Here is a 21,548-nt window from a genome sequence, read left to right on the forward strand (position 1 = left end):
TAACTCCAGATTAAGGTTGTGATTTTTTAACACGTTCAGACCAAAGTTGCCATGGCCTACCAATGGTCTTTTCAATAGTCTCTTGCGAAATCGAAGCTTCGCCAGGAGTGAGATATTGCACCTGCCCTATCTTCATAGCTTCCGACTGAATGCTGGCATTCTGGATTGCATAGATTGCCCTAAATGCAGCCTTTTTGATTGAGTCACCACCTGCTGCATAGCTATGACCACGCATCAATACAAAGTATTGAAGGCCCATGGCTTGCGATAAAGCATTACCCAACTCGACATTACTTATAAACATATCCGTATCAGGATTTGGCTTGGCAAAATTACGAATCTCAAATATCGGGGCACCTTCGCCCAAAAAGGAGCTCATGTGATACACGGGCTTTAGAGTAGTACCAGTTAAACCGTAAGGCAAGATGGGTGGCGCATGGCCATGAATCACTGAATTGAGGTCAGGGCGATTCCTCAAAATGCCACTATGAATAAAACGCTCACCATAAGCAACTCTAGTATCGCCATTAAGCGCCTTGCCGTTCATATCAAACTCAATAATATCTTCAACTTTTACGGTAGAAGGAGCAACGCTTCTGGCCAAAAAGAACGTATTGGGATTGGCGGGATTACGCACACTGATATGTCCATAGCCATCAACTGCATTTTGGTCATACAAAATATGATTGGCAATCACTAACTCTTCAATTACGGCTTTTACTTTTGGATCTTGATCCATTTGCTCTTGCACAGAAGCGGCAAATACATTTGCTGCACCAAACAATAGAGCTAAAAACAGAACCTTTTTCATTACTCAACCTTGCCGATCTTGCGAACGACCTCACCCATCTGTGCGGACTCTTTATCCCAATAGACTTTGAACTCTGGCGCATCCATGTACTGAATTGGACTTCCTGCGCCATTAATCACTGAACGTACACGCTCATCATTTGCCCCTTGCTTAGCGGCTTCACGTAACTTATTGGTGATGTAATCAGGGGTGGCACTTGGTACAAATAAACCTGCCCATTGTGAGAATTCAATCTTCACGCCCATTTCTTTAAAACTAGGAACTTCGGGCATGCTTACTAATCTGCCATCACCCCAGTGTGCCAAGGCGCGAACTTTACCCGCTCTGATTTGCTGAACTATTGAAGAAGGTCCTGTCGCAATTGCATCTACTTGCCCACCCAAAAGACCCACAATCGCTGGGCCAGCGCCGGTATAGGGAATATGCACCATATAAAACTTTTCAGAAGATTTGAGCATCTCCATGGGCACATGCATTGTTCCATAGTTGCCTGATGAACCAAAATTGTATTTACCAGGATTAGCGCGCATTGCAGCCACAAATGACTTGTAATCTTTCCAGGGGCTATCCGCCCTTACAACTAATACCGTTGGGTCAGCAGTAAAGCGTGCAATCGGTTTGAGTTGATTTAATTGAAAAGACTGTTCGCGCCCCACCACTTTGTCAGCTTCAGGAATAATCGAAATAGACGATAAAGCCATCAAAATGGTGTAGCCATCAGGCTTGGATTTAGCAACTGCTGCCATACCAATGCCACCACCGGCACCTGCTTTATTTTCTACAACAACTGGTTGACCCAAGATACGAGTTAAGGCTTCCGCTACAGGCCTGCCTACAGCATCAGCAACGCCACCTGGTGGAAATGGAACAACCATAGTGATGGGTTTTGTTGGCCAGGGTTCAGGTGCTTGCGCACATGCAGTTATAGAAATAATGGATGCCGCAAAGAAGCTTAGCGCACGGCCAAGTATGAAGATTTGTCTCATTTTTGTCTCTAAATCGTAATTTAGTTATTATTTATGCTCTTTATCCTACTATAAGAATGATCACAATAAACAAGGGTTGGCATAGACATAACCCCCACTGGAGATAGCAATCATGAAATACGCCGCATTTTCCTTAGTCAAAGAGCCTTCTAAAACTCGCGTTGGCATTGTTTCCCAAGATGAGAAAAGCATTCAGGAATTAGATTTGGGGGTTGATGTCAGTGAAGAAGGGATCGTCGCCATTTTGAAAGCGGATCTAGCAGGCAAAAAACCTAAGCCTGCAGCAACCCATGCAATGAGTGATATACGCTTACTTGCTCCCGTACCTCGTCCTCGTAGAAATATTTTCTGTGTTGGTAAAAACTATCACGAACACGCTAAAGAGTTTTCCAATAGCGGCTTTGATGGTAGTGCAAAACCAGGAGAAGATATTCCATCGCACGCGATTTTCTTTACTAAGCCACCTGAGGCTGTAACAGGTCCAAATACGAATGTCATCATCCCGACAGCTGTTTCAACTTGCATTGACTATGAAGCTGAATTAACTATCGTGATCGGCAAAGGCGGAAAAGGCATTAGCGAGGCAGACGCATTGAAGCATGTCTGGGGCTACACTGCGATTAACGATGTTACTGCACGTGATTGGCAACAACGTCATAAACAATGGTTTTTAGGCAAAAGCTTTGATACTTTCTGCCCAATGGGCCCATGGGTAGTTACGGCTGATGAGGTGAAACATGATGACATTCCAGTCAAGTGCTGGGTCAATGGTGAACTGCGTCAGAACTCCAATACCAAGGACTTCATCTTTAATATACCGAATATGATCGCCACTGTTTCAGCGGGTATCACTCTCTACCCTGGGGACCTTATTGCTACCGGCACACCAGTTGGGGTTGGTATCGGATTTAAGCCGCCAAAATATTTGGTTAATGGCGATGTCGTCGTTGTCGAAATGGGTGGTATTGGTAAGCTTGAGAATACTTTTATTGCTGAGTAAATTCTCTGATAAGTAGTTCGCTTTCTCAATAAAGAAAGTCACCCTAGGGTGACTTTTGCTTTGCTAAATAGGCATCAAGCATAAATGCTGATCCCAATCATCCCAAGCCAAAATGAATAGCGATGCGATAGGTAATGAAGGAGGCGATATATGCCAGTCCAAATAGATAACTTAACATCACCGCTGGAATTTTCCATCCACCAGTTTCACGCTTAACTGCAGCAATAGTAGATAGGCACTGCGGAGCGAACACAAACCACGCCAATAAGGAAAGTGCTGTAGCCAATGACCAATCACTCGAAATCAGCGGTATCAATGCCTCGGCAGTATCTGCGCTTGAGCTAGATAAGGCATAAACCGTAGCTAATGAGCTCACTACTACCTCACGCGCAGCCATTCCTGGCACTAAGGCAATACTGATTTGCCAATTAAATCCAATAGGCGAAAAGATATGCGCAAGCGCTTCGCCCAGCATGCCAGCAAAACTGTACTGAATCGGTGGCAAGCTCGCGCCTTCTGGGGGCAATGGAAAACTAGAAAGTACCCACAGGCCAATTGTCATCGCTAAGATAACGCCACCAACTCGGCGCAAGAATATTTCTGCGCGCTGCCACAAGCTGATGGCCAGGTTACCCAATCGGGGAAGGTGATAGCTCGGCAACTCCATCATTAATACATTGGTGCGGAACTGCTCACTCGCAAAGCGCTTTAAGACCCATGCAACTGCCATTGCTCCCAATATTCCAGCAAGGTAAAGCAAGAATAAAACCAGGCCCTGCAAATCAATATTGCCCCAAAGCTTTTGTTGAGGAATGAATGCAGAGATCAACAGTGCATATACCGGCAAACGCGCCGAACAAGTCATCATGGGCGCAATCAAAATGGTTACCAAGCGATCGCGTGCATTCGAAATACTTCTCGTCGCCATGATTCCAGGAATCGCACATGCAAAGCTCGAAAGTAAAGGAATGAATGATCGGCCAGACAAGCCTACAGACCCCATTACCCTATCCAATAGATATGCGGCCCTTGGTAAATAACCAGACTCTTCGAGCAACAAAATAAAGAAAAACAAAATCAAGATTTGAGGCAAGAAAATCACCACACCACCAAGACCCGCCAGAATGCCGTTGATCAACAAACTACGCAGCCATGTATCTGGAAGAATATCGCCAATTTGACCGCCGAGATATTCAACTGATGCCTTAATCATTTCCATCGGAACGGTAGCCCAACTAAATACTGCCTGGAATATAAAAAAGAGTAGAACTACCAAAATAGTCGGGCCTAATACTGGATGCAATAAGACCGAATCCAATCGATCACTGAGACGATCAGGAATGATTTGATCTAAGCCTAAGTTTTGCAGGATACGTTGCACCTGCACATTGTCAGCCTCAGCGTGAGCGATATGTGAGGCAACATTTTCAAGAGTGGCATCACCAGTGCCTGTGCGCAGCGCATTGAGATTGCGCCAGTCTAATTCAGTCAAAAATGACTTAATTTGATCAGCCCCATTGGCCTGGATACCCACACTGGTTACAACCGGCAAACCCAGTTCTTTTGAAAGTGCCGTCGTATCAATCTCTAAGCCTTGGCGCTTAGCGATATCGAGCATATTGAGAACGACTACGCAGGGTAAACCCAAGCGCTTTGCAGCCAATACTAGACGTAGATTTCGGCGCAAGTTCATCGCACTCAAAATACATAAAACCAAATCAGGGCGCTTCTCACCTTCTGCTCGACCCATCAGCACATTACAAGTAACACGCTCATCAAGCGATCTAGGGTAGAGGCTGTAAGCACCAGGCAGATCTAATATACGAACATTTTTTCCTGAGGCTAAAGTTAAGCGCCCTTCTTTGCGCTCAACCGTCACGCCAGAGTAATTAGCGACCTTTTGTCGACTTCCAGTGAGTAAATTAAATAGCGCAGTTTTTCCACAATTGGGATTACCCAATAACGCAACGAGAGGCTCGCTTGGGAAAAAATGAACTGTGGACTCAGCCATTAACCAACTCCACTTCAATCATGCGTGCTTCAGAGTGGCGCAAAGCGAATGTCGAGGCGCCGACACGAACAAGATAGGGTCCTTTTTTTAGCAGACCCTTACGCAATAAGGTGACCTGCTCGCCCGGCAAAAAGCCAATGTCTTCCAACTGTCCCTTAATTTGAGGGGCACCTTTGGGTGCGTTAACAACGCTCACCCGATAAAGACTGCCTAGACTGACTTGGTCTAAATTCATGGAATGTATTCAATACGTTTGATTTTGCCTGCTGATAGTTCATTATAGCGACAAATGAGAATGAATATCATTCATGCAAAATGATGGGATTTCAGTGCAATAATGCGCCATTTTTAGCCATCAATGCTTGATCCAAAACAAAAGTATGTGCACTAATGCATACTAATTAAAACTCTTAAACATCACTCGACATGTACCTGCCAAAACACTTTGCTGTAGATGACCAAGCACTACTAGCACAACTCATCCAAGAGTACCCACTCGCCACTCTTGTTGGCAAGCTTCATGGCCAGCTAGAGGTCAATCACCTACCCTTGATGTTAAGTACTGATAAAAAGAAGTTGCATGGCCACATCGCCAGAATGAATCCACTCATGAAGATTGCGCAGAGTTCAGATACAGCAGTTGCTGCAATCTTTAATGGTCCTAATGCATACATCACCCCCGCGTGGTATCCATCAAAAAAAGAGTCTGGCAAAGTGGTGCCAACCTGGAACTATGCGGTTGTTCATGCACAAGGCAGTATCAAGCTCATTGAAGATGCACAATGGCTTAGAAGTCATGTAGCTCAAATGACTGATATTCATGAGCCCACCTATCAATCCAACTGGAGGCTAGATGATGCTCCAGAAGAATATGTGCAGACCATGCTGAAAGCGATTGTCGGGATTGAAATCGATATTCAGAATCTAGTTGGTAAATTTAAGCTCAGCCAAAATCGCCCCCCGGAAGACTATGCCGCAGTGGTAGATCAGTTAGACCAATCGCCTCAAGAGATGTTGCAGGCAATGCGCCAATACATGAAGTCTTAAGGCGTTGAGAAACTAAGGTAATAACTAAGGCTTTGCGTAACCGTATTTAACTAAAATCGCCCTAGCCTGAGCACCCTGCATAAATCGATATAGATCCTTTGCGTCCTGTGGCGCACCCTTGATCAGCACCATTCTTTGCCTAATAGGCTCATAGAGACTAGGGTTCAGCAAAATGGAAGTCGTTTCTTTAGTCACCTCAGGTGACTTTGCAAGAGAAAGTGCAGTAAAGCCAATCTCTGCTGCACCGGTAACAACATAAGTCGTCGCAACCCCGATATTATCTCCGTAAACCAACTTATCTTTTGCAAGATCCCATAGTCCTTCGGCTTTCAGAAATTCAACCGCCGCCTTTCCATAGGGCGCTAACTCTGGCTTGGCAATCGCAACTTTGTTAGCCTTGGTGATGGCTTTTGCCAACTCCACTTTGTTATCTAACAAAACAATTCCTGAATTGTTTTTCGCAATTAAAGCCAATTTACCTACGGCGTAAACTACCCCCTCATCAATCGTCTTGCCATTCTTATAGAGCTCCATCGGGAAATGCTCATCAGCCGCAATAAACAAATTAAATGGTGCGCCATTCATGATCTGAGCAGTGAAATTACCTGACGAGCCATACACTACCCTCATATCGGACTTGCTAGTTGATTTAAAAGCAGAGGCAATTTCAGTAAAAGCATCTTTCATATTGGCGGCAACAGCAACGGTAGTGCCCTGTGCAAATGCTAGGTTTGCGCATAACAAAAGAGGAACAAGCAGTGAAGTTGAGAAAAGTGACATAGGCAAAGCCATTCTATCTAATTACTCAATCTAGAGCCAATTTTGAACTTGGCGATTCAGGCTAATAGATTTATAGCCTGAGGCACTACCTGAATAACTACGAATCTTACGAATTAACTTAGATGACTCTGGATGAGCGAGCATATCTTTATGCATTGCAATAAAAAATATCTCGTCTTTTAGGGGCACGAAACCCAGTCCATTTTCTAATGCAATATTCTTAACTCCAATGCCAACGTCAGCCTTGCCAGCCAAAATTGCATTAGCAACCGCTGAATGGGTAAATTCTTCATGAAGGTAACCATTAATGTCTGTAGGCTCAATACCTTGCTCCAACAGCAAGGTGTCAAGCAATAGCCTCGTACCAGAGCTTATTTGACGGTTAATGAAACGAATTTTAGGGTTTAGCAAATCCTCGATCGTTTGAATATGAAAAGGATTCCCCTTCTTCACGATAAAGCCTTGTGTTCGCTTCATTACCGGAAATATTTCAATATTGTGTTTGCGTAATCGTTGATGAATAATCTGAGAACTTTTTTCATCTGATACATGGTACCCGGCAATGTGGGCATTGTTACTCAATAGTTGCTCTAAAGACTCTCCAGAACCTGCAATCTTTAAACCAAATCCCCTCACTTCAGCAACGGCCTTCTGAATAATCGAATCACTGCTGGAGTAAAAATTCCAGCGAGCACTCTCTATTTTTTGATGTTTCTTAATTTCTCTTTGCAAAGCATCTTGGTAACCCACTCCATGCTGCGAGTATGACCCTTGCATTTCTTCAATAAATTGACACAGAAATGAGCCGAACTCCGTCAATTTAGATCCGTGACCTTTGGTACGAATCATTAAAGGTATGCCAAGGCTTGCCTCTATCTGATTCAATTTCCCCCAAACTCCACGATATGAGATGCCAGAGTTCTTGCTCGCCAACACTAATGAACTGCCGCCGCGGATATCCTTCAATAACCCTACTAACCAGTAAAGATCAATAGCATCCTTCTCTGGATCTTGGGTATTCAGAATAAGGATTGGTCTAGTTTCTATTCGCATATGTAATTTTTTGCATATTCATTAAGTATAAATGTATGCGATGATACAAATTTGCTCAACCCCCTATGTATTTGTATGAGGTATTTCATGAAAAAATTATTCCAGTCGTTTTTACTAAGCCTTGCATGCCTTGGATTTATATTGACGCCGAACGTTCATGCTCAAGATAAGAGCATCATTGTTTCGTCCACCACCTCTACAGAACAATCCGGCTTATTTGGATACATCCTGCCTATCTTTAAGATGAAATCCGGCATTGATGTCAAAGTTGTCGCTGTTGGCACTGGTCAGGCATTAGATATTGGTCGTCGCGGTGATGCTGATGTGATCTTTGTTCATGACAAACCTGCTGAAGAGCAATTTGTACAAGATGGCTATGCGACTAAACGCTATGAAGTGATGTACAACGACTTTATATTAATTGGGCCTAAATCCGATCCTGCGAAAGTGGGTGGTGGCAAAGATATTCAGGCAGCTCTTCAGAAAATTGCTGCTGCACAGGCGCCATTTGTCTCTCGTGGCGATAAGAGTGGCACTCATGCTGCTGAACTCCGCTACTGGAAAGGCGCAGGCATTGCTGTCTCACCAAGCCAATCTTGGTACAAGGAAACCGGCTCAGGCATGGGCCCTGCTCTCAATACCGCCTCCGCTATGAATGGCTACATCCTTGCCGACAGAGGCACTTGGTTAAGCTTTAAAAATCGTGGTGACCTGACAATCCTCGTTCAGGGTGACCCAAAACTCTTTAATCAATATGGCGTGATGTTGGTGAACCCAGCCAAATTCCCATCCGTGAAAAAAGCAGAGGGTCAGGCATTTATTGATTGGCTAGTTTCTAAAAATGGTCAAGATGTAATTGCCAGCTATCAAATTGGTGGCGAACAACTCTTCTTCCCTAATGCCAAGAAATAATCATGCGCTTAGCACTTACATTAAAGGCAATATTTCTAGGTCTATTAGTTAGCACTGGATCCCAACTAGCCATGGCGCAAAGTAACCCACTTACCCCAGAGGCCGTTTATGGCAAAGGTGTCAAAAGCTTTACTTTGGCCACTGGAAGTCCTGGGGAGCTAGGACTTCTTCAAGCCTTAGGGGAGGCTTTTGATAAAAAAGAAGGTGCTCGCTTAATCTGGATCAAAGCAGGTAGTGGTGCCTCTTTAAAGCTACTCAAAAATGCGCAGGTTGACATGATCATGGTGCATGCACCGGATGCGGTCAACAAAGCCATCGCCGAGGGATGGGCAGTCAATAGGACATTAATTGGATCAAATGAGTTTTATATTGTTGGACCCAAAAATGATCCAGCCAGCATCAAGACAGCTTCTAGCGGTGCGAATTCCTATTCCAGAATCGCCAGCACTCAAAGCAATTTCATTTCTAGGGGCGATAATTCCGGAACTCACCAAAAGGAAATGGATATCTGGAAGAAGGCTGGCATCAATCCTAATGGCTCATGGTATATCGTCACCAATGATTTTATGACTGCATCCCTCAAAAAGGCTAATGCTGAAGATGCTTATTTCATGACCGATAGCAGCACTTGGGTAGCAGAAAAAGATATTGCGCCAAATCTACAGATTCTTTATCGTGGCGACGCATTTTTAGTCAATACTTATGACGCTCTCGCTGCCCCAGTAGGAGCAACCGCCAATCGAGATATTGCCGTGAAATTCATTCAATTTGTATCTTCGAATGAAGGTCAAAAGATTATTCGCGATTACGGTAAATCAAAGTACAAAGAGCCTCTCTATAATGATGCTACATATGCCAAGCAATATGTTCATTAGGAGAAAATATGGAACTGAAAGTTAAGTTAAGCGCTCGTAATACCCTTAGCGGCAAGGTCGTTGAGCTCAAAATGGGTCAAACCACTTCTCACGTGAAGTTAGATATTGGAGGAGGCCATATTGTGACTGCCTCAATCACTAACGAAGCGGTTAGCGAGCTCAATCTTAAAGTAGGCGATCAAGCATGGGCGGTCATTAAAGCCTCTGATGTGATGGTAGCAAAAGAAGCTTAATCAATATTCAATTGCTCAATAGAAAAAGCCCGCAAATGCGGGCTTTTCTTTTAACTGGATTTATCCAGTAATTACAAATTAAGAATTACTTCTTAGGTGTTGCAAAGCCAATCGCGGTGTCGTCAACGAACTCAACCATGACATCATCACCGGCTTTAAATTTCTCAAGACCGAGTACGCTTGGATCAACCTTCACTTTTTGTTTCTCACCATTAGGCATTGTGAAAGTGACGATGCGAGTTTTTTGATCGATAGTGCCGATCTTTACTGTTGCATAAATCGTATCGGTAGTCTCTTCGAATGGTTTTGCAGATCCTTTACCAGCAATCACAACTGAACGCACACCAGAAACACCTGGCTTGGCATCTTTAGCGGCAGCAGTTAATCCAACTGCAATCGCTTGGGCATGCTCAACCAAGAAAACATCGCCCTTCTTAACTTTATCTAAATCATTTACAGACTTAGCTACGTTCATCTGCGCCAAATTTCCATTCGCATCTTTTAAGACAACAATACGTTTTTTTGCATCTACTGAATCTACAGTTGCACTAAGAACAACTACATCAGCAGCCAAAGGCAACATTTTTGTAGGCAATTGAGCAAAGGCCGAGGCGGTAAAGGCAATACCAATAGCGGCAAATAAGCTAGCAAGTAAAGATTTCTTCAAAGTAACTCCTAATTGAATAAAGGGTTTATGGATTCAAGGACGAATCGCTAATTTTATTGTAACCATAATTAATCAGACTCCAATCAGAGATTAATTTGTTAAATTGAGAGAGCTATCCTCAACAAACCTATGCATTTAGACATCCTCATTAAACCGTGGCAAGAAGCTCGAAAAGACGCCTTCCGGGTCAGGCGTGAGGTTTTTATCCTTGAACAGAAGGTACCAGAGGATCTTGAAATCGATGAAATTGACCCGATTGCCTTGCATGTCCTCGCTTACTCTGAGAATAACTGTATTGGGACAGCTCGATTACATACACATAGTGACGGATCTGGTCAAATTGGGCGTATGGCGATTTTGAGCTCTTTTCGCAATAAAGGGCTAGGTCGTCAAATCATGAGGGTGTTGATTGAGGCCGCCCAATCAAAAGGTGTTTTCTCCCTCATATTGCATGCCCAAGTAAACGCAATTCCATTCTATGAAAAACTTGGTTTTATAACGAGTGGCCCAATCTACGATGAAGCGGGTATCCCTCACCGTAATATGATGATGGTATTACCAACTTAGACTTGCTTTCTATGACTGCCACCCCCAATCCAAATCCCTCTGTCTTTACTTACGTTCATCGTGTTTGTTATTCGGATACCGATGCAGCAGGTTTTGTTTATCACGGTCGCTATCTTGAAATTTTTGAGCGTAGCCGTGCTGAATGGCTGGCCCAACGCGGTCAGAGCCCGACTAAGCTCATGAATGAATTCAATATTGTGATGCCAGTTCGCGAACTCACCATGAACTTCTATAAGCCTGGCAGACTAGATGATCTTTTGCATATTGACCAAGTGATCGAGCATCGCGGTCGTACACAAGTGAGCGTCAAACAGACCGCTCAACGCAAGCTTCCAGATAGCAATGAAATGCAAGTAATTGCCAGCGCTACACTTCACATAGTCTGCGTTGATACCAATACTCTCAAACCGAAGGCTTGGCCTGATTGGCTGTTTCAGGACTGACAGGCTAGAGCTATTTCTACGATGGAGAAAATGATGGCTGATAGCAAGCTTCTCACCTTTGTTAAAGAATTAAGTCGACTACTTGATCAGAATCCCAATGAGGAAATTATTTTTACCAAGGGTAAAAAACTGCTCGAGAATCTGATTGCGGTAGATGACTGGCTTCCTACGGAATTTACAAAGCCACATCCACAGTATTACCAGCAATATCTTTTGTATGCAGACCCATTAGATCGGTTCTCCATTGTAAGTTTTGTCTGGGGCCCTGGACAAAAGACGCCCTTACATAACCATACCGTTTGGGGCATGGTTGGGCAATTACGTGGTGAAGAAAAAGGAACCCCCTTCTATCGTCAGGCAGATGGGGGCTTTAAAGCGGGCGCTTCTTGCATCTGTCCGCCAGGGCATGTCGATACCGTTTCTCCTAATACACACGATATCCATGTGGTGGAAAACAATCTTTCCAATCAAACTTCGATCAGTATTCATGTCTATGGTGGCAATATCGGCAGAATTCAGCGCTCTGTCTTCGATCCAATCACTGGCGCCGAGAAATCTTTCGTATCAGGCTATGCCAATACTCTAGTTCCCAATCTTTGGAATCCCTAGTACCAGAAGCCTGATTGGCTAAAATAGCCAACATGTCCACACCAAATAACTCTGGCGAATTCATTGAGCCACGCCTTACCTCCCTCTCTCATGGAGGTGGTTGTGGTTGCAAAATCGCTCCCGGCGTTCTCTCTGAAATTCTGAAGAATGTTCCGCAATTGCCTTTTCCTAAAGAGCTCTTGATTGGCATTGAAACCTCAGATGATGCTGCTGTATATCAAATCAATGAATCGCAGGCGATCGTTGCTACGACTGACTTTTTTATGCCCATCGTGGATGATCCATTTGATTTTGGAAAAATAGCCGCCACTAATGCGATTAGCGACATCTACGCTATGGGCGGAACACCACTCTTTGCCCTCGCATTAGTTGGTATGCCTATTAAAGTACTGTCCAATAAAACGATTGCCAGAATTATGGAAGGCGGAGCTGAAGCTTGCAGAAGCGCAGGCATACCGATTGCTGGCGGTCACACAATTGATTCAGTTGAACCGATCTATGGACTAGTTGCCATTGGCATCGTTGATCCTAAGCGCGTCAAAAGTAATGCCAGCGCTCAACCCGGAGATGTCCTCATTCTGGGTAAGCCACTAGGCGTAGGTATTTTATCGGCCGCCCTCAAGAAAGATCTACTCGGTCCAGACGGATATCGTGAAATGATTTCTAACACCACGAAACTCAATTCTGCCGGTCCAGACTTAGCAAAAATCAGTGGTGTACATGCATTAACCGATGTCACTGGCTTTGGCTTAGCAGGTCACACTCTCGAGTTGGCTCGTGCCTCTAATTGCACAGCTCATATTGATTGGAGTCAGGTACCCTTGCTTTCTAATGTTCAGAATCTCGCAGATGATGGGGTAATCACTGGAGCCTCCGACCGTAATTGGCTAAGCTATGGCGACGAGGTTAGCATTCCTACGAATTTCACTACAGCGCAACGCGCCCTCTTAACTGACCCTCAAACCAGTGGTGGTTTATTAGTATCATGCAGCCCTGAATCTGTAAAAGAGGTGTTGGATGTCTTTAACCAACATCACTTTTTAGGCGCTCGCGTGATTGGTCAAATGAGCAAACGCCAAGGCAAGCCTTTGGCTGTTTCGTAAGTATTCTTAAGTTAGTCTTTGAGATTAAATACGCTTGAGAAATCGAGCTGACCATTTCCAGCCTTACTGTGAGACTCGTAAAGCTGTCTAGATAATCTTCCAAGCGGAACGCTTGCGCCAAGATCTTGAGCATTCTCTATTGCCAAACCCATATCTTTGAGCATGAGGTCTACTCCAAATCCGCCAGCGTAGCCCTTTGATGAAGGAACATTTTCCATTACGCCAGGACAAGGGTTGTATAACTCCAGCGCCCAATTACGGCCTGAACTCTTAGACATAATGTCCGAGAGCACCTTAGGATCCATACCATTCGCGATGCCCAAACGTAACGCCTCGCTGGTCCCCAGCATCTGAATACCCAAGAGCATGTTATTGCACACTTTTACTGTCTGACCTGCGCCGCTTCCACCCGCATGAAAAATGTTTTTGCCCATCTTTTCCAGGATTGGACGTAGGCATTCCACAACGGAATTTTCTCCACCAACCATAAAAGTCAATGTTCCTGCTTGAGCACCCGCAGTACCACCTGACACAGGTGCATCAACCATCGCGAAACCCTTAGCCTTCGCCTCTGCTGCAACAGCCTGCGCAACTTTTGGTGAAATCGTTGAGCAATCGACCAATAGAGTCTTGGGGTTGGCATGAGCTATCAAACCATTCGCGCCAAGATACAAGCCTTCCACGTGACGTGAAGCAGGCAGCATACTAATGACAACATCGGCTCGATCGGCTGTCGAGTTGGCACTCTTGGCCACTTTGCCCCCTGCTACTGCAAATGCATCAATCTGTCCTTGCACTAGATCAAAGCCAGTTACCTCATGACCCGCTTTTAATAGATTGATTGCCATAGGTAAACCCATATTACCTAACCCGATAAATCCGATTTTCATATTGATCCTAACTTTCTTCAGTACTCAATTGTTTTTATTGTTCATTGCTTGCGCGATGCCAGATACTTAACTCCTGCAGGACCATAAGTTTCAGAATGAGGCTGCTCATACGCCAGCTCAAACATATCCCCTGCTTGATATTTTATTGATCCGTTATTCGATTCAATTTCAATATATCCATCAACCACGAGTGCACGAACCGCAAATGGGTGAGTATGGTTATCAAGATGACCACTAGGTGGTTGCGTTACCTCAACGGGCTCTGGATACCCTAACTGAAACAATTCTTGTAAAAATTGATCTTTATTCATAATCAAACTATAGCGTGGATATACACTATTTTCAGCAGCCTCTTTCTTAAAGGACATGAATACTATGGCAGTCAAAGTCATCGGCTTAATTAAGCTTACAGACCATTCCGCTTTTGAGCAATATCGCGCTCAAGTTGGTAAGACCGTTGAACAATATAAAGGCAGTATCGAGTTTAGAGGCTCACTAACCGAAGTATTTTGGAATGAACTTGGGTGTGAGGCATTTAGCGCCTGTGTTGAATTACACTTTCCAAGCAAAGAAGCCGCACATGCTTGGGCACATAGCACTGAATATCAAAGTCTTCTAAAGATTCGCAGTCAGGCGATGAAGTTAACTCTTTTTGGAGTCGAGGGCTAGAAACAAAAAAGCCCAGCTTTGTGAGCCAGGCTTTTTTGATCAATTAGGGTAAGAATTATTTCTTAGCTTCCATTGCTTCTTTTGCAGCAGTGATTTCTTTGCGACGCTCTTTGCAAGCACCTGCAATCTCTTGCAAGGCCTTACGGGCGCGAGCAGCAGATGCCTTAATACCTTTTTCAATAAACTTTTCGTTTTCAGCCTTATAAGTTTCAAAAGCAGCTAACAATGTATCGTGTTGTGACATCTCGTCTCCCATTAATCAAGTAAATAGTCATACCTACAGCGAAATCAGTATATCCCTATAAAAAGTGCAAAAAACGGTCATTTTCATCAGGGATAACTCTTAGAAGCGGCATTTTGGGCAACATGCTTTAATTAGAGAAAATCTGGAAAAACCACAATAATCATGAAAAAAATCCTACTTTTATTAGCTATCAGCCTACTTTCTGGCTTGGGATTCGCCCAAACGGGCTCTTGGCCCGCTCCCAATCGCCCGATTACATTTATCAACCCTTTTCCTCCCGGTGGCGCTGTAGATGCCTTTGGGCGCCCCTTGGCTAAGCAACTTTCGGTTCAATTAAATGACTCGATTGTGGTGGATAACCGAGGTGGTGCAGGTGGCACTGTTGGTGCTGCAGCTGCGGCAAAAATGGCACCAGATGGATATACCTGGTTACTAGGCGCAGTTCATCATTCCATTGCCCCCAGCATGTATCAAAATCTTTCGTATGACATCACTAAGGATTTTGAGCCGATTGCAATTATCGGTAGCGTGCCACATGTCATTGTTGTCAACCCGACAAAGTTTCCTAAGAATGATTTGAAATCCATCATTGAAGAAATTCGTAAACATCCAGGTAAATATAACTACGCCTCAACCGGAAATGGAACTTCACAGCACCTAACAGGCGAGCTATTTAAGATTCAGAATAAATTATTTATTACACATATCCCTTATCGCGGCACTGGACCAGCGCTACAAGACCTTGTCGCCGGTCAAGTGGATATGATGTTTGACACCCTTGCTGGTGCTGCACCTTTTATTAAAAGCGGTCAATTAATTGCAGTCGCTGTTGCCAGCAATCAACGTAGCCCCGCTTTCCCAAATGTCCCAACGGCTCAAGAGCTCGGCATCAGTAATTTCGTTGTTTCTAGCTGGTATGCGCTTTGGGCCATTAAAGGCACCCCAAAAGATATCGTCGACAAAATGAGTTCCGAAGTCCAAACCGCTCTCGCCTCGCCAGATATTAAAGAACGTTGGGCAGGCATGGGGGCGACCGTTCCCAAAATGACCCGCGCCGAATTAAACACTTTTATCAACCAAGAAGTTGTGCGCTGGCATGATGTTGTCAAGAAATCAGGCGCAAAGCTAGATTAAAAGCTATTCAATAAAACTTAAAACAAAATAAGAGACACAAAATATACATGGGCATTTCAACAAAAAACTATTCATTTGTTCGTAACAAACTTTTAAATAAAGAAGAAATTGCATTTTTAGATGTTAGAGAAGAGGATCCTCATGCTCGTCAGCATCCTCTGTTTGCAGCCAATCTACCTCTGTCTCGTATTGAAGTAGACGCTTTTGCAAAGCTTCCTAAGAAAAGTGTTCCTATTGTCACACTAGATAATGGCGAGGGCTACGCTGAATTGGCAGCAAAAAGGCTGATTGATCTGGGTTTTACTGATGTCTCAGTATTTGAGGGTGGTGTTCAAGGGTGGAAGAATGCTGGCGGGGAAATTTTTATAGATGTTAATGTGCCGAGCAAATCCTTTGGTGAGCTTGTGGAATCAAAACGCCACACCCCCTCACTATCCGCTCAAGAAGTTAAACAGCTAATAGATAACAAAGAAGATGTCGTTGTCGTTGACGTACGCCGCTTTGACGAATACAACACCATGAGCATTCCGACCGGCATCAGCGTTCCTGGTGCTGAGCTAGTTTTACGTTTACCTGAATTAGCACCCAATCCTAAGACAAAAGTAATCGTCAACTGCGCCGGTAGAACTCGCAGCATTATTGGTACTCAATCATTGATTAATGCCGGCATTCCTAATGAGGTCAATGCCTTGCGTAACGGCACAATTGGCTGGACTCTTGCGGGACAAGAACTAGACAAAGGTCAAAGTCGCAAGTTCAAGGAAGTGAGTGAGGGCACAACCAAAGAGGCAGCTATACGTGCTCGCAACGTGGCTGATCGCGCCGGCGTTAAACGCGCAAATCTGGTCAATGTTCATGACTGGATGAAGCAGTCGGAGAGAACAACTTACTTTTTTGATACTCGCACTCCCGAGGAATATGAACGCAGCCACCTGCCTGGCTTTCGCTCAGTTCCCGGCGGTCAGCTTGTCCAAGAAACCGAAATGGTTGCCCCTGTTAGAGGTGCACGCATTGTTCTCGTTGACCCGAGCGGTGGTGGTGTTCGCGCAAATATGCCTGCCTCTTGGTTGGCGCAAATGGCATGGGAAGTATATGTACTAGATGACATCAAACCATCCGATCTTACAGAGCAGGGCGCATGGAAAGCACCGCTTCCTCAATTACCTCAGGTTGCAAGCGTTGATGCAAGCACGCTCTCTAACTGGCTTAAATCAGATAGCAATACGATTGTGGTGGATTTCAGTACACATGCAAATTATGTCAAGGGACATATTCCAGGCAGTTGGTATGCACTGCGATCTTTACTAGAGGATGCCTTGAGCAAATTACCCAAAGTAGACCGCTATGTATTAACTAGTTCTCCAAGTGAACTAAGTATTTTTGCAGCACAAGAATTCAAGGCGCTTACCGATGCGGAAGTCTTGATCCTCGATGGTGGTAACGCCGCTTGGGCCAATACTGGTCTAGAGCTAGAAAAAGGTCCAAGCCATCTTGCCTCGCCGCCTCTCGATCGTTACAAGCGCCCTTATGAAGGTACTAACGTAGATCCAGCAGCTATGCAGGCTTACTTAGATTGGGAGTTTGGTTTAGTAGAGCAACTAGGCAAGGACGGAACCCATCACTTCTGGGTTCTTTGAGTCCTTGCATACAGTGGTATTGATCGCGTATTAACCAATCCTGTTACGTAAGATGCCAATGCCGGTGATATTAGTTTCCATAATGTCACCGGGCTTCATAAACTCTTGAGGAGTCCTACCCGCCCCTACTCCAGATGGAGTGCCAGTAGCAATAATGTCGCCTGGCAAAAGGGTTAATCCACGTGATAGCTCGGAAATAATGGTTGGAATCTTGAAGTACATTTGCTTGTAACTCGCATTTTGTTTTTCAACCCCGTTTACTTTGCAAATAATTCTGGTGTCATCTAGATTAACGCCGCCGGCTGTAACTACCCATGGCCCCATCGGCCCATGTCCATCAATACTCTTTCCTTTAAACCACTGGCCTGAGTGACGCTTTTGCTGAATATCGCGCGCTGTAGTGTCGTTGTATGCTGAATAACCAAACACATAGTCCATTGCGTTTTCTTCAGAAATATTCTTACCTTTTTTACCAATCACAACAGCTAGCTCAGCCTCCCAATCGATCATGGTTGATACACCAGCGTCGTATGGAATATTGTCAAAAGGACCATTCATAGTTTGGGTGCCTTTTGAGAAGAATACGGGCACTTTTGGATATTCCTTTACAGCACTATCAGCACGATGCTTTAAGCCCTCCTCAAAGTGGTCTAGGTAATTCCAGCCCACACAATAAATATTTGCCTGCGGCTTTGGAATTGGTGACAACAAGATAGTTTGATTCACATTCTGCAGATTTGAGCCGCGACCCTTGAAAAGCGCGGCAAGCTCTAAGAGACCAGCATTACCAGAACCCGCCAATGAGATCATCGATGTTGGGTCAAATGAGAGTTGCACTTTTTGACGCTTTGCTTCTGCAGGGATATCAATTACTAATCCATCATTAGTAACTAAACCCAATCGAGAAGTAGCGCCCATCTTTGGCAAATAGTTAGCAACCCGAAAACCCGCCTTTCCAGTAAGTGGCTCAACCACGATCGGTGGCTGACCTTCTGAGGCAGCAAGCGCATTTGACATGATCATGCCACTCAAAGCGGCAGTCGCACTTAATTTCAGCGCATCTCTACGATTTGTATCCACAAGGTCTCCTTTATTTAGCTTTTTATATTTAGATTTTGTTCCATACAAAACAAAGTATCTGTTCTAAATCTTAATACCAAACTCAAGTTCGAGGCACAAAATCCAAAACTTGGCTATTCTTGGGTCATGCCCCATCAAAAACTTCACCCTATATCCCGCCTCCTAAGCTGTACGGCTATGTTGATAAGCCTTAGCGCCTGCGAGCGTGAAACCTATACAAGCTGGAACTGCCAATCAGAAGGTGAAGCCAAAATTCCTATGGTGCTCAGAAAGGCTCAAATGGAATTCCAAGGGGCTCAATTGAAATACTGCGGCAGCTTAGGAAACCAAAGCTTCTTTGATCCCTTCTGTACCAATCAAACAGAGCAGTCCAGCACCCTCTTTTCCCCAAAAACTGGTTTACTGGTACAGCAAGGCAAAGAATATCAATGTACAGCTTTGTGAGCTTGAGGCGTTGCTTCTCATGAATATCACACCCAACAAAATCAATCCCAAGAAGTTACTGCTTAGTAAGTGGACCGCAGTTCACCCAATTGCCAAGCAAAAACATTTTTTGGTCAGCAAGGTCATCTTGCCTGAAGCGCCCGAAGAGAAAATCGAGTTTGTTGAAATTGAAGCTATTTATAGCAAAAAGACTCGTCAAATTCCTTGGCGAAACCTCATGAACAGCGAAGAATGGATACAGGGCTGGAAATAAAAAACCGCCTCAATACCAATGGCATATGAGGCGGCTGGGCCTTTGAGCGATGAGTTAACTACTCATCAGTCTTTTTCTTCGAGCCAGATGATTTCTTGACCATATCATCAATATTCTTTTCAGCAGCTTCTGCCACTTCATTCACAATACGACGGCCTTCTTTAAACATCTTTTGGCCAGCCGCTGACATTTCGTTTACCACTTTGGACAATTTATCAGCATGAACTGGCACTTTACTTTCAGCATCTTCCAACCAAGTTACTAAGGAGCTGCGAACTTTTTCTAGATGCTTTTCAGTTTCATCTGCAGCACCTTCACTCAACTCTTTCAATACTGCTTTTACTTTCTTTTGGTATGCAGTCGCACGCTTAGCTGCTTCTTTAGCAGCTTCTTCTTGCAGACTCTTTAATTTAGTTAAATCATTTTTTGCGGCAGACTTTGCGCTATCTAATGCGTTTTTCATGCCCCATTCAATTTCAGCCATATGGTGATCGCTGAGTTTCTTTGCTGCTTCTAAAAGAGTGTGCGAATAATCAAACAACTCTTTGGCTTTTTCGCGTTGCCATTTTTGCAAATCTTTTGCATCCATTTTTAGCTCCTATCTTCCTATAATTGAGGGGGTTTATGAAAGCTTGCACTTCCACTCTATACCGAAAAGTACAAGCTGCCAATGCCTCTAATATCCTAGTAATTTAAGGCATTAAAATGACAGAATGACTGCAAGAAAAAGCATTTATGAGTCCATTGGGGGTATCGACAAAATTGATGAATTAGTCGACCGTTTTTACGATTTAATGGCACTAGAACCTCAATTTCAGGGCATCCGATCCATGCACCCCCAAGACCTATCGACTTCAAGAGAAAAACTCAAGTTTTTCTTGACTGGCTGGATGGGCGGTCCCGATATTTACTCACCCAAGTATGGGCATCCCATGCTCAGGGCAAGACATTTGCCATTCAAGATTGGGATTAGCGAGCGCGACCAATGGCTTGCATGCATGTATCGCGCAATTGAAGAGTGTGGAATCGAAAGTAATATCTCCAAACAATTAGAGGAGTCATTTTTCAATACCGCTAATTGGATGCGCAATCAAGCGCCTTAGTCTAACTTTGCCCCTGCTTGCTTTACTGCTTTTGCCCACTTGGGCATTTCAGCAGCGAGATACTTGCTAAATTGATCAGGATTTAAATAAGCTGGATCAGCGCCTTGATCAATCATCTTCTTCTGAATATCGGGAGACTCTAGAGTTTCCTTAAAGGCGTGACTTAGTTGATTGGCGACTTCTGGTGGCGTCCCTTTGGGGGCAAGGATTCCGTAAAAACCAACAACTTCTAAATTGGCAACACCAGTCTCAGTCACTGTTGGAGTATTTGGTAAAGCAGGATTACGCCTAGCGCTAGTGACTGCTAATGCCTTGACCTTACCCTGCTTGGCATAGTTCGCAGCCTGAGGAACAGACTCCGCCATAAATTGCACATGTCCTGCGATTAAATCTGTGAATGCTGGCGCACTTCCTTTAAACGGAATATGCACCATGAAGATTCCAGTCTCGTTCTTGAGCATCTCTGGAACCAAATGTGAAATTCCGCCATTGCCCGCTGAACCATAATTTAATTTTCCGGGATTTGCTTTTGCATAAGCAATAAATTCCTTGAGGGAGTTTGCAGGCACATCTTTATTCACAATCAGCGCTAAAGGCTGTTGAGCTGTTCGCGCAATCGGCTGAAAATCTCTTAAGGTATCGTAAGGTGACTTTGAATAAATGGCTGGGTTAATTACCATTGTTCCCGTATTTGCGAGCAATACGGTATAACCATCAGCAGGAGACTGCATCACAAACTGCGCACCAACCGCGCCACCCGCACCCGCCTTGTAATCCACAATGACTGGCTGCCCCAAAATCGATTGCAATTTATCGCTGAGCAATCGAATGTGGGCATCCAGTGGGCCGCCCGCAGGAAAACCAATAATAATTTTGATAGGCTTCTCTGGATAAGCCGCCCAGGACCCGTAATAGGGAATGAAGAGAGCAATCGCAAGAAGTGATGTCCTGATAGTATGTATGGGCTTGAGCATCATCCTGAAAATCTAATTAAGTT

The 21,548-nt window shown here is 44.3% G+C and carries 28 protein-coding genes; 15 read left to right on the forward strand and 13 right to left on the reverse strand.

Features of this window, described 5'->3' with window-relative positions; all coding sequences use genetic code 11:
• Window positions 1–10 precede the first annotated feature (10 nt).
• Both NHB35_RS07130 and NHB35_RS07135 read right to left on the reverse strand, forming a co-directional pair.
• Complete coding sequence (locus NHB35_RS07130) at window positions 11–811, reverse strand: class II aldolase/adducin family protein (protein ID WP_353431685.1); 801 nt, start codon at window positions 809–811, stop codon at window positions 11–13.
• Window positions 811–1,797, reverse strand: a complete 987-nt coding sequence (locus NHB35_RS07135; protein ID WP_353431686.1) for a tripartite tricarboxylate transporter substrate binding protein — start codon at window positions 1,795–1,797, stop codon at window positions 811–813. The genes NHB35_RS07130 and NHB35_RS07135 overlap by 1 nt, the downstream gene beginning before the upstream one ends.
• Before the next feature lie 112 nt (window positions 1,798–1,909).
• On the opposite strand from NHB35_RS07135, the gene NHB35_RS07140 reads away from it, so the two are divergent.
• The gene (locus NHB35_RS07140; protein ID WP_353431687.1) at window positions 1,910–2,797 is read left to right on the forward strand and encodes a fumarylacetoacetate hydrolase family protein; all 888 of its coding nucleotides are present in this window, start codon (window positions 1,910–1,912) and stop codon (window positions 2,795–2,797) included.
• Between the two features lie 97 nt (window positions 2,798–2,894).
• Here NHB35_RS07140 and NHB35_RS07145 read toward each other — a convergent pair whose 3' ends face one another.
• Both NHB35_RS07145 and NHB35_RS07150 read right to left on the reverse strand, forming a co-directional pair.
• Entirely contained in the window at window positions 2,895–4,808 is a 1,914-nt protein-coding gene (locus NHB35_RS07145) for a ferrous iron transporter B (protein ID WP_353431688.1), read from the reverse strand.
• Complete coding sequence (locus tag NHB35_RS07150) at window positions 4,801–5,043, reverse strand: FeoA family protein (RefSeq protein WP_215315616.1); 243 nt, start codon at window positions 5,041–5,043, stop codon at window positions 4,801–4,803. The genes NHB35_RS07145 and NHB35_RS07150 overlap by 8 nt, the downstream gene beginning before the upstream one ends.
• Before the next feature lie 191 nt (window positions 5,044–5,234).
• On the opposite strand from NHB35_RS07150, the gene NHB35_RS07155 reads away from it, so the two are divergent.
• The gene (locus NHB35_RS07155) at window positions 5,235–5,855 is read left to right on the forward strand and encodes an FMN-binding negative transcriptional regulator (RefSeq protein ID WP_353431689.1); all 621 of its coding nucleotides are present in this window, start codon (window positions 5,235–5,237) and stop codon (window positions 5,853–5,855) included.
• A gap of 24 nt (window positions 5,856–5,879) precedes the next feature.
• On the opposite strand, the gene modA is transcribed toward NHB35_RS07155, so the two are convergent.
• Both modA and NHB35_RS07165 read right to left on the reverse strand, forming a co-directional pair.
• Window positions 5,880–6,635 carry a molybdate ABC transporter substrate-binding protein gene (gene modA / locus NHB35_RS07160; RefSeq protein ID WP_353431690.1) on the reverse strand — a complete coding sequence of 252 codons (756 nt, stop codon included), beginning with the start codon at window positions 6,633–6,635 and terminating at the stop codon, window positions 5,880–5,882.
• A 30-nt stretch (window positions 6,636–6,665) separates the two neighbouring features.
• Window positions 6,666–7,688 (reverse strand): substrate-binding domain-containing protein, encoded by a 1,023-nt coding sequence (locus tag NHB35_RS07165; protein ID WP_353431691.1) that lies wholly within the window; start codon window positions 7,686–7,688, stop codon window positions 6,666–6,668.
• A gap of 87 nt (window positions 7,689–7,775) precedes the next feature.
• On the opposite strand from NHB35_RS07165, the gene NHB35_RS07170 reads away from it, so the two are divergent.
• The 3 genes from NHB35_RS07170 to NHB35_RS07180 are packed head-to-tail and all read left to right on the forward strand — an operon-like array spanning window position 7,776 to window position 9,708.
• On the forward strand, window positions 7,776–8,600 hold the full coding sequence (locus tag NHB35_RS07170) for a substrate-binding domain-containing protein (RefSeq protein WP_353431693.1): 825 nt from the start codon (window positions 7,776–7,778) through the stop codon (window positions 8,598–8,600).
• A 2-nt stretch (window positions 8,601–8,602) separates the two neighbouring features.
• Window positions 8,603–9,475 carry a substrate-binding domain-containing protein gene (locus tag NHB35_RS07175; protein ID WP_353431695.1) on the forward strand — a complete coding sequence of 291 codons (873 nt, stop codon included), beginning with the start codon at window positions 8,603–8,605 and terminating at the stop codon, window positions 9,473–9,475.
• Window positions 9,476–9,483: 8 nt separating this feature from the next.
• A complete protein-coding gene (locus NHB35_RS07180; RefSeq protein ID WP_353431696.1) occupies window positions 9,484–9,708 on the forward strand; it encodes a molybdopterin-binding protein in 225 nt (74 codons plus the stop codon).
• Between the two features lie 85 nt (window positions 9,709–9,793).
• Here NHB35_RS07180 and NHB35_RS07185 read toward each other — a convergent pair whose 3' ends face one another.
• On the reverse strand, window positions 9,794–10,375 hold the full coding sequence (locus NHB35_RS07185; RefSeq protein WP_353431697.1) for a hypothetical protein: 582 nt from the start codon (window positions 10,373–10,375) through the stop codon (window positions 9,794–9,796).
• Window positions 10,376–10,504: 129 nt separating this feature from the next.
• Between NHB35_RS07185 and NHB35_RS07190 the strand changes: the two genes are divergently transcribed.
• The 4 genes from NHB35_RS07190 to selD are packed head-to-tail and all read left to right on the forward strand — an operon-like array spanning window position 10,505 to window position 13,097.
• Window positions 10,505–10,942, forward strand: coding sequence for a GNAT family N-acetyltransferase (locus NHB35_RS07190; RefSeq protein ID WP_353431698.1), 438 nt, complete (start codon window positions 10,505–10,507; stop codon window positions 10,940–10,942).
• 11 nt (window positions 10,943–10,953) lie between these two features.
• The gene (locus NHB35_RS07195; RefSeq protein WP_353431699.1) at window positions 10,954–11,385 is read left to right on the forward strand and encodes a YbgC/FadM family acyl-CoA thioesterase; all 432 of its coding nucleotides are present in this window, start codon (window positions 10,954–10,956) and stop codon (window positions 11,383–11,385) included.
• 33 nt (window positions 11,386–11,418) lie between these two features.
• The gene (locus NHB35_RS07200; RefSeq protein ID WP_353431700.1) at window positions 11,419–11,994 is read left to right on the forward strand and encodes a hypothetical protein; all 576 of its coding nucleotides are present in this window, start codon (window positions 11,419–11,421) and stop codon (window positions 11,992–11,994) included.
• Window positions 11,995–12,026: 32 nt separating this feature from the next.
• Complete coding sequence (gene selD, locus NHB35_RS07205) at window positions 12,027–13,097, forward strand: selenide, water dikinase SelD (RefSeq protein WP_353431701.1); 1,071 nt, start codon at window positions 12,027–12,029, stop codon at window positions 13,095–13,097.
• Window positions 13,098–13,108: 11 nt separating this feature from the next.
• Here the strand turns inward: selD and mmsB are convergent, their stop codons facing one another.
• Both mmsB and NHB35_RS07215 read right to left on the reverse strand, forming a co-directional pair.
• Window positions 13,109–13,987: a 3-hydroxyisobutyrate dehydrogenase gene (gene mmsB / locus NHB35_RS07210; RefSeq protein ID WP_353431702.1), complete on the reverse strand. Its 879-nt coding sequence runs from the start codon at window positions 13,985–13,987 to the stop codon at window positions 13,109–13,111.
• A gap of 41 nt (window positions 13,988–14,028) precedes the next feature.
• Complete coding sequence (locus NHB35_RS07215; protein ID WP_353431703.1) at window positions 14,029–14,373, reverse strand: cupin; 345 nt, start codon at window positions 14,371–14,373, stop codon at window positions 14,029–14,031.
• On the opposite strand from NHB35_RS07215, the gene NHB35_RS07220 reads away from it, so the two are divergent.
• Window positions 14,363–14,656: a DUF1330 domain-containing protein gene (locus tag NHB35_RS07220; protein ID WP_353431705.1), complete on the forward strand. Its 294-nt coding sequence runs from the start codon at window positions 14,363–14,365 to the stop codon at window positions 14,654–14,656. The genes NHB35_RS07215 and NHB35_RS07220 overlap by 11 nt on opposite strands.
• Before the next feature lie 55 nt (window positions 14,657–14,711).
• Here NHB35_RS07220 and NHB35_RS07225 read toward each other — a convergent pair whose 3' ends face one another.
• On the reverse strand, window positions 14,712–14,900 hold the full coding sequence (locus tag NHB35_RS07225) for a hypothetical protein (protein ID WP_028819023.1): 189 nt from the start codon (window positions 14,898–14,900) through the stop codon (window positions 14,712–14,714).
• 162 nt (window positions 14,901–15,062) lie between these two features.
• Here NHB35_RS07225 and NHB35_RS07230 point away from each other — a divergent pair, with 162 nt between their 5' ends.
• Window positions 15,063–16,034 carry a tripartite tricarboxylate transporter substrate binding protein gene (locus NHB35_RS07230; protein WP_353431706.1) on the forward strand — a complete coding sequence of 324 codons (972 nt, stop codon included), beginning with the start codon at window positions 15,063–15,065 and terminating at the stop codon, window positions 16,032–16,034.
• Window positions 16,035–16,081: 47 nt separating this feature from the next.
• Window positions 16,082–17,671 carry a rhodanese homology domain-containing protein gene (locus tag NHB35_RS07235; protein ID WP_353431707.1) on the forward strand — a complete coding sequence of 530 codons (1,590 nt, stop codon included), beginning with the start codon at window positions 16,082–16,084 and terminating at the stop codon, window positions 17,669–17,671.
• 30 nt (window positions 17,672–17,701) lie between these two features.
• Here the strand turns inward: NHB35_RS07235 and NHB35_RS07240 are convergent, their stop codons facing one another.
• Window positions 17,702–18,751, reverse strand: a complete 1,050-nt coding sequence (locus NHB35_RS07240; protein ID WP_353431708.1) for a fumarylacetoacetate hydrolase family protein — start codon at window positions 18,749–18,751, stop codon at window positions 17,702–17,704.
• A gap of 177 nt (window positions 18,752–18,928) precedes the next feature.
• Between NHB35_RS07240 and NHB35_RS07245 the strand changes: the two genes are divergently transcribed.
• Both NHB35_RS07245 and NHB35_RS07250 read left to right on the forward strand, forming a co-directional pair.
• Window positions 18,929–19,195, forward strand: coding sequence for a hypothetical protein (locus NHB35_RS07245; RefSeq protein ID WP_353431709.1), 267 nt, complete (start codon window positions 18,929–18,931; stop codon window positions 19,193–19,195).
• A 19-nt stretch (window positions 19,196–19,214) separates the two neighbouring features.
• Window positions 19,215–19,448 (forward strand): TIGR02450 family Trp-rich protein, encoded by a 234-nt coding sequence (locus NHB35_RS07250; RefSeq protein ID WP_353431710.1) that lies wholly within the window; start codon window positions 19,215–19,217, stop codon window positions 19,446–19,448.
• A 58-nt stretch (window positions 19,449–19,506) separates the two neighbouring features.
• Here NHB35_RS07250 and NHB35_RS07255 read toward each other — a convergent pair whose 3' ends face one another.
• Window positions 19,507–20,037 carry a hypothetical protein gene (locus NHB35_RS07255; RefSeq protein ID WP_353431711.1) on the reverse strand — a complete coding sequence of 177 codons (531 nt, stop codon included), beginning with the start codon at window positions 20,035–20,037 and terminating at the stop codon, window positions 19,507–19,509.
• Between the two features lie 124 nt (window positions 20,038–20,161).
• Here NHB35_RS07255 and NHB35_RS07260 point away from each other — a divergent pair, with 124 nt between their 5' ends.
• Entirely contained in the window at window positions 20,162–20,551 is a 390-nt protein-coding gene (locus NHB35_RS07260; protein WP_353431712.1) for a group II truncated hemoglobin, read from the forward strand.
• Here NHB35_RS07260 and NHB35_RS07265 read toward each other — a convergent pair.
• Entirely contained in the window at window positions 20,548–21,525 is a 978-nt protein-coding gene (locus tag NHB35_RS07265) for a tripartite tricarboxylate transporter substrate binding protein (protein WP_353433420.1), read from the reverse strand. The two genes, NHB35_RS07260 and NHB35_RS07265, sit on opposite strands and share 4 nt — an antisense overlap.
• Window positions 21,526–21,548 lie beyond the last annotated feature (23 nt).

Source organism: Polynucleobacter sp. MWH-UH23A, from assembly GCF_040409805.1.
Taxonomy (GTDB): Bacteria; Pseudomonadota; Gammaproteobacteria; order Burkholderiales; family Burkholderiaceae; genus Polynucleobacter.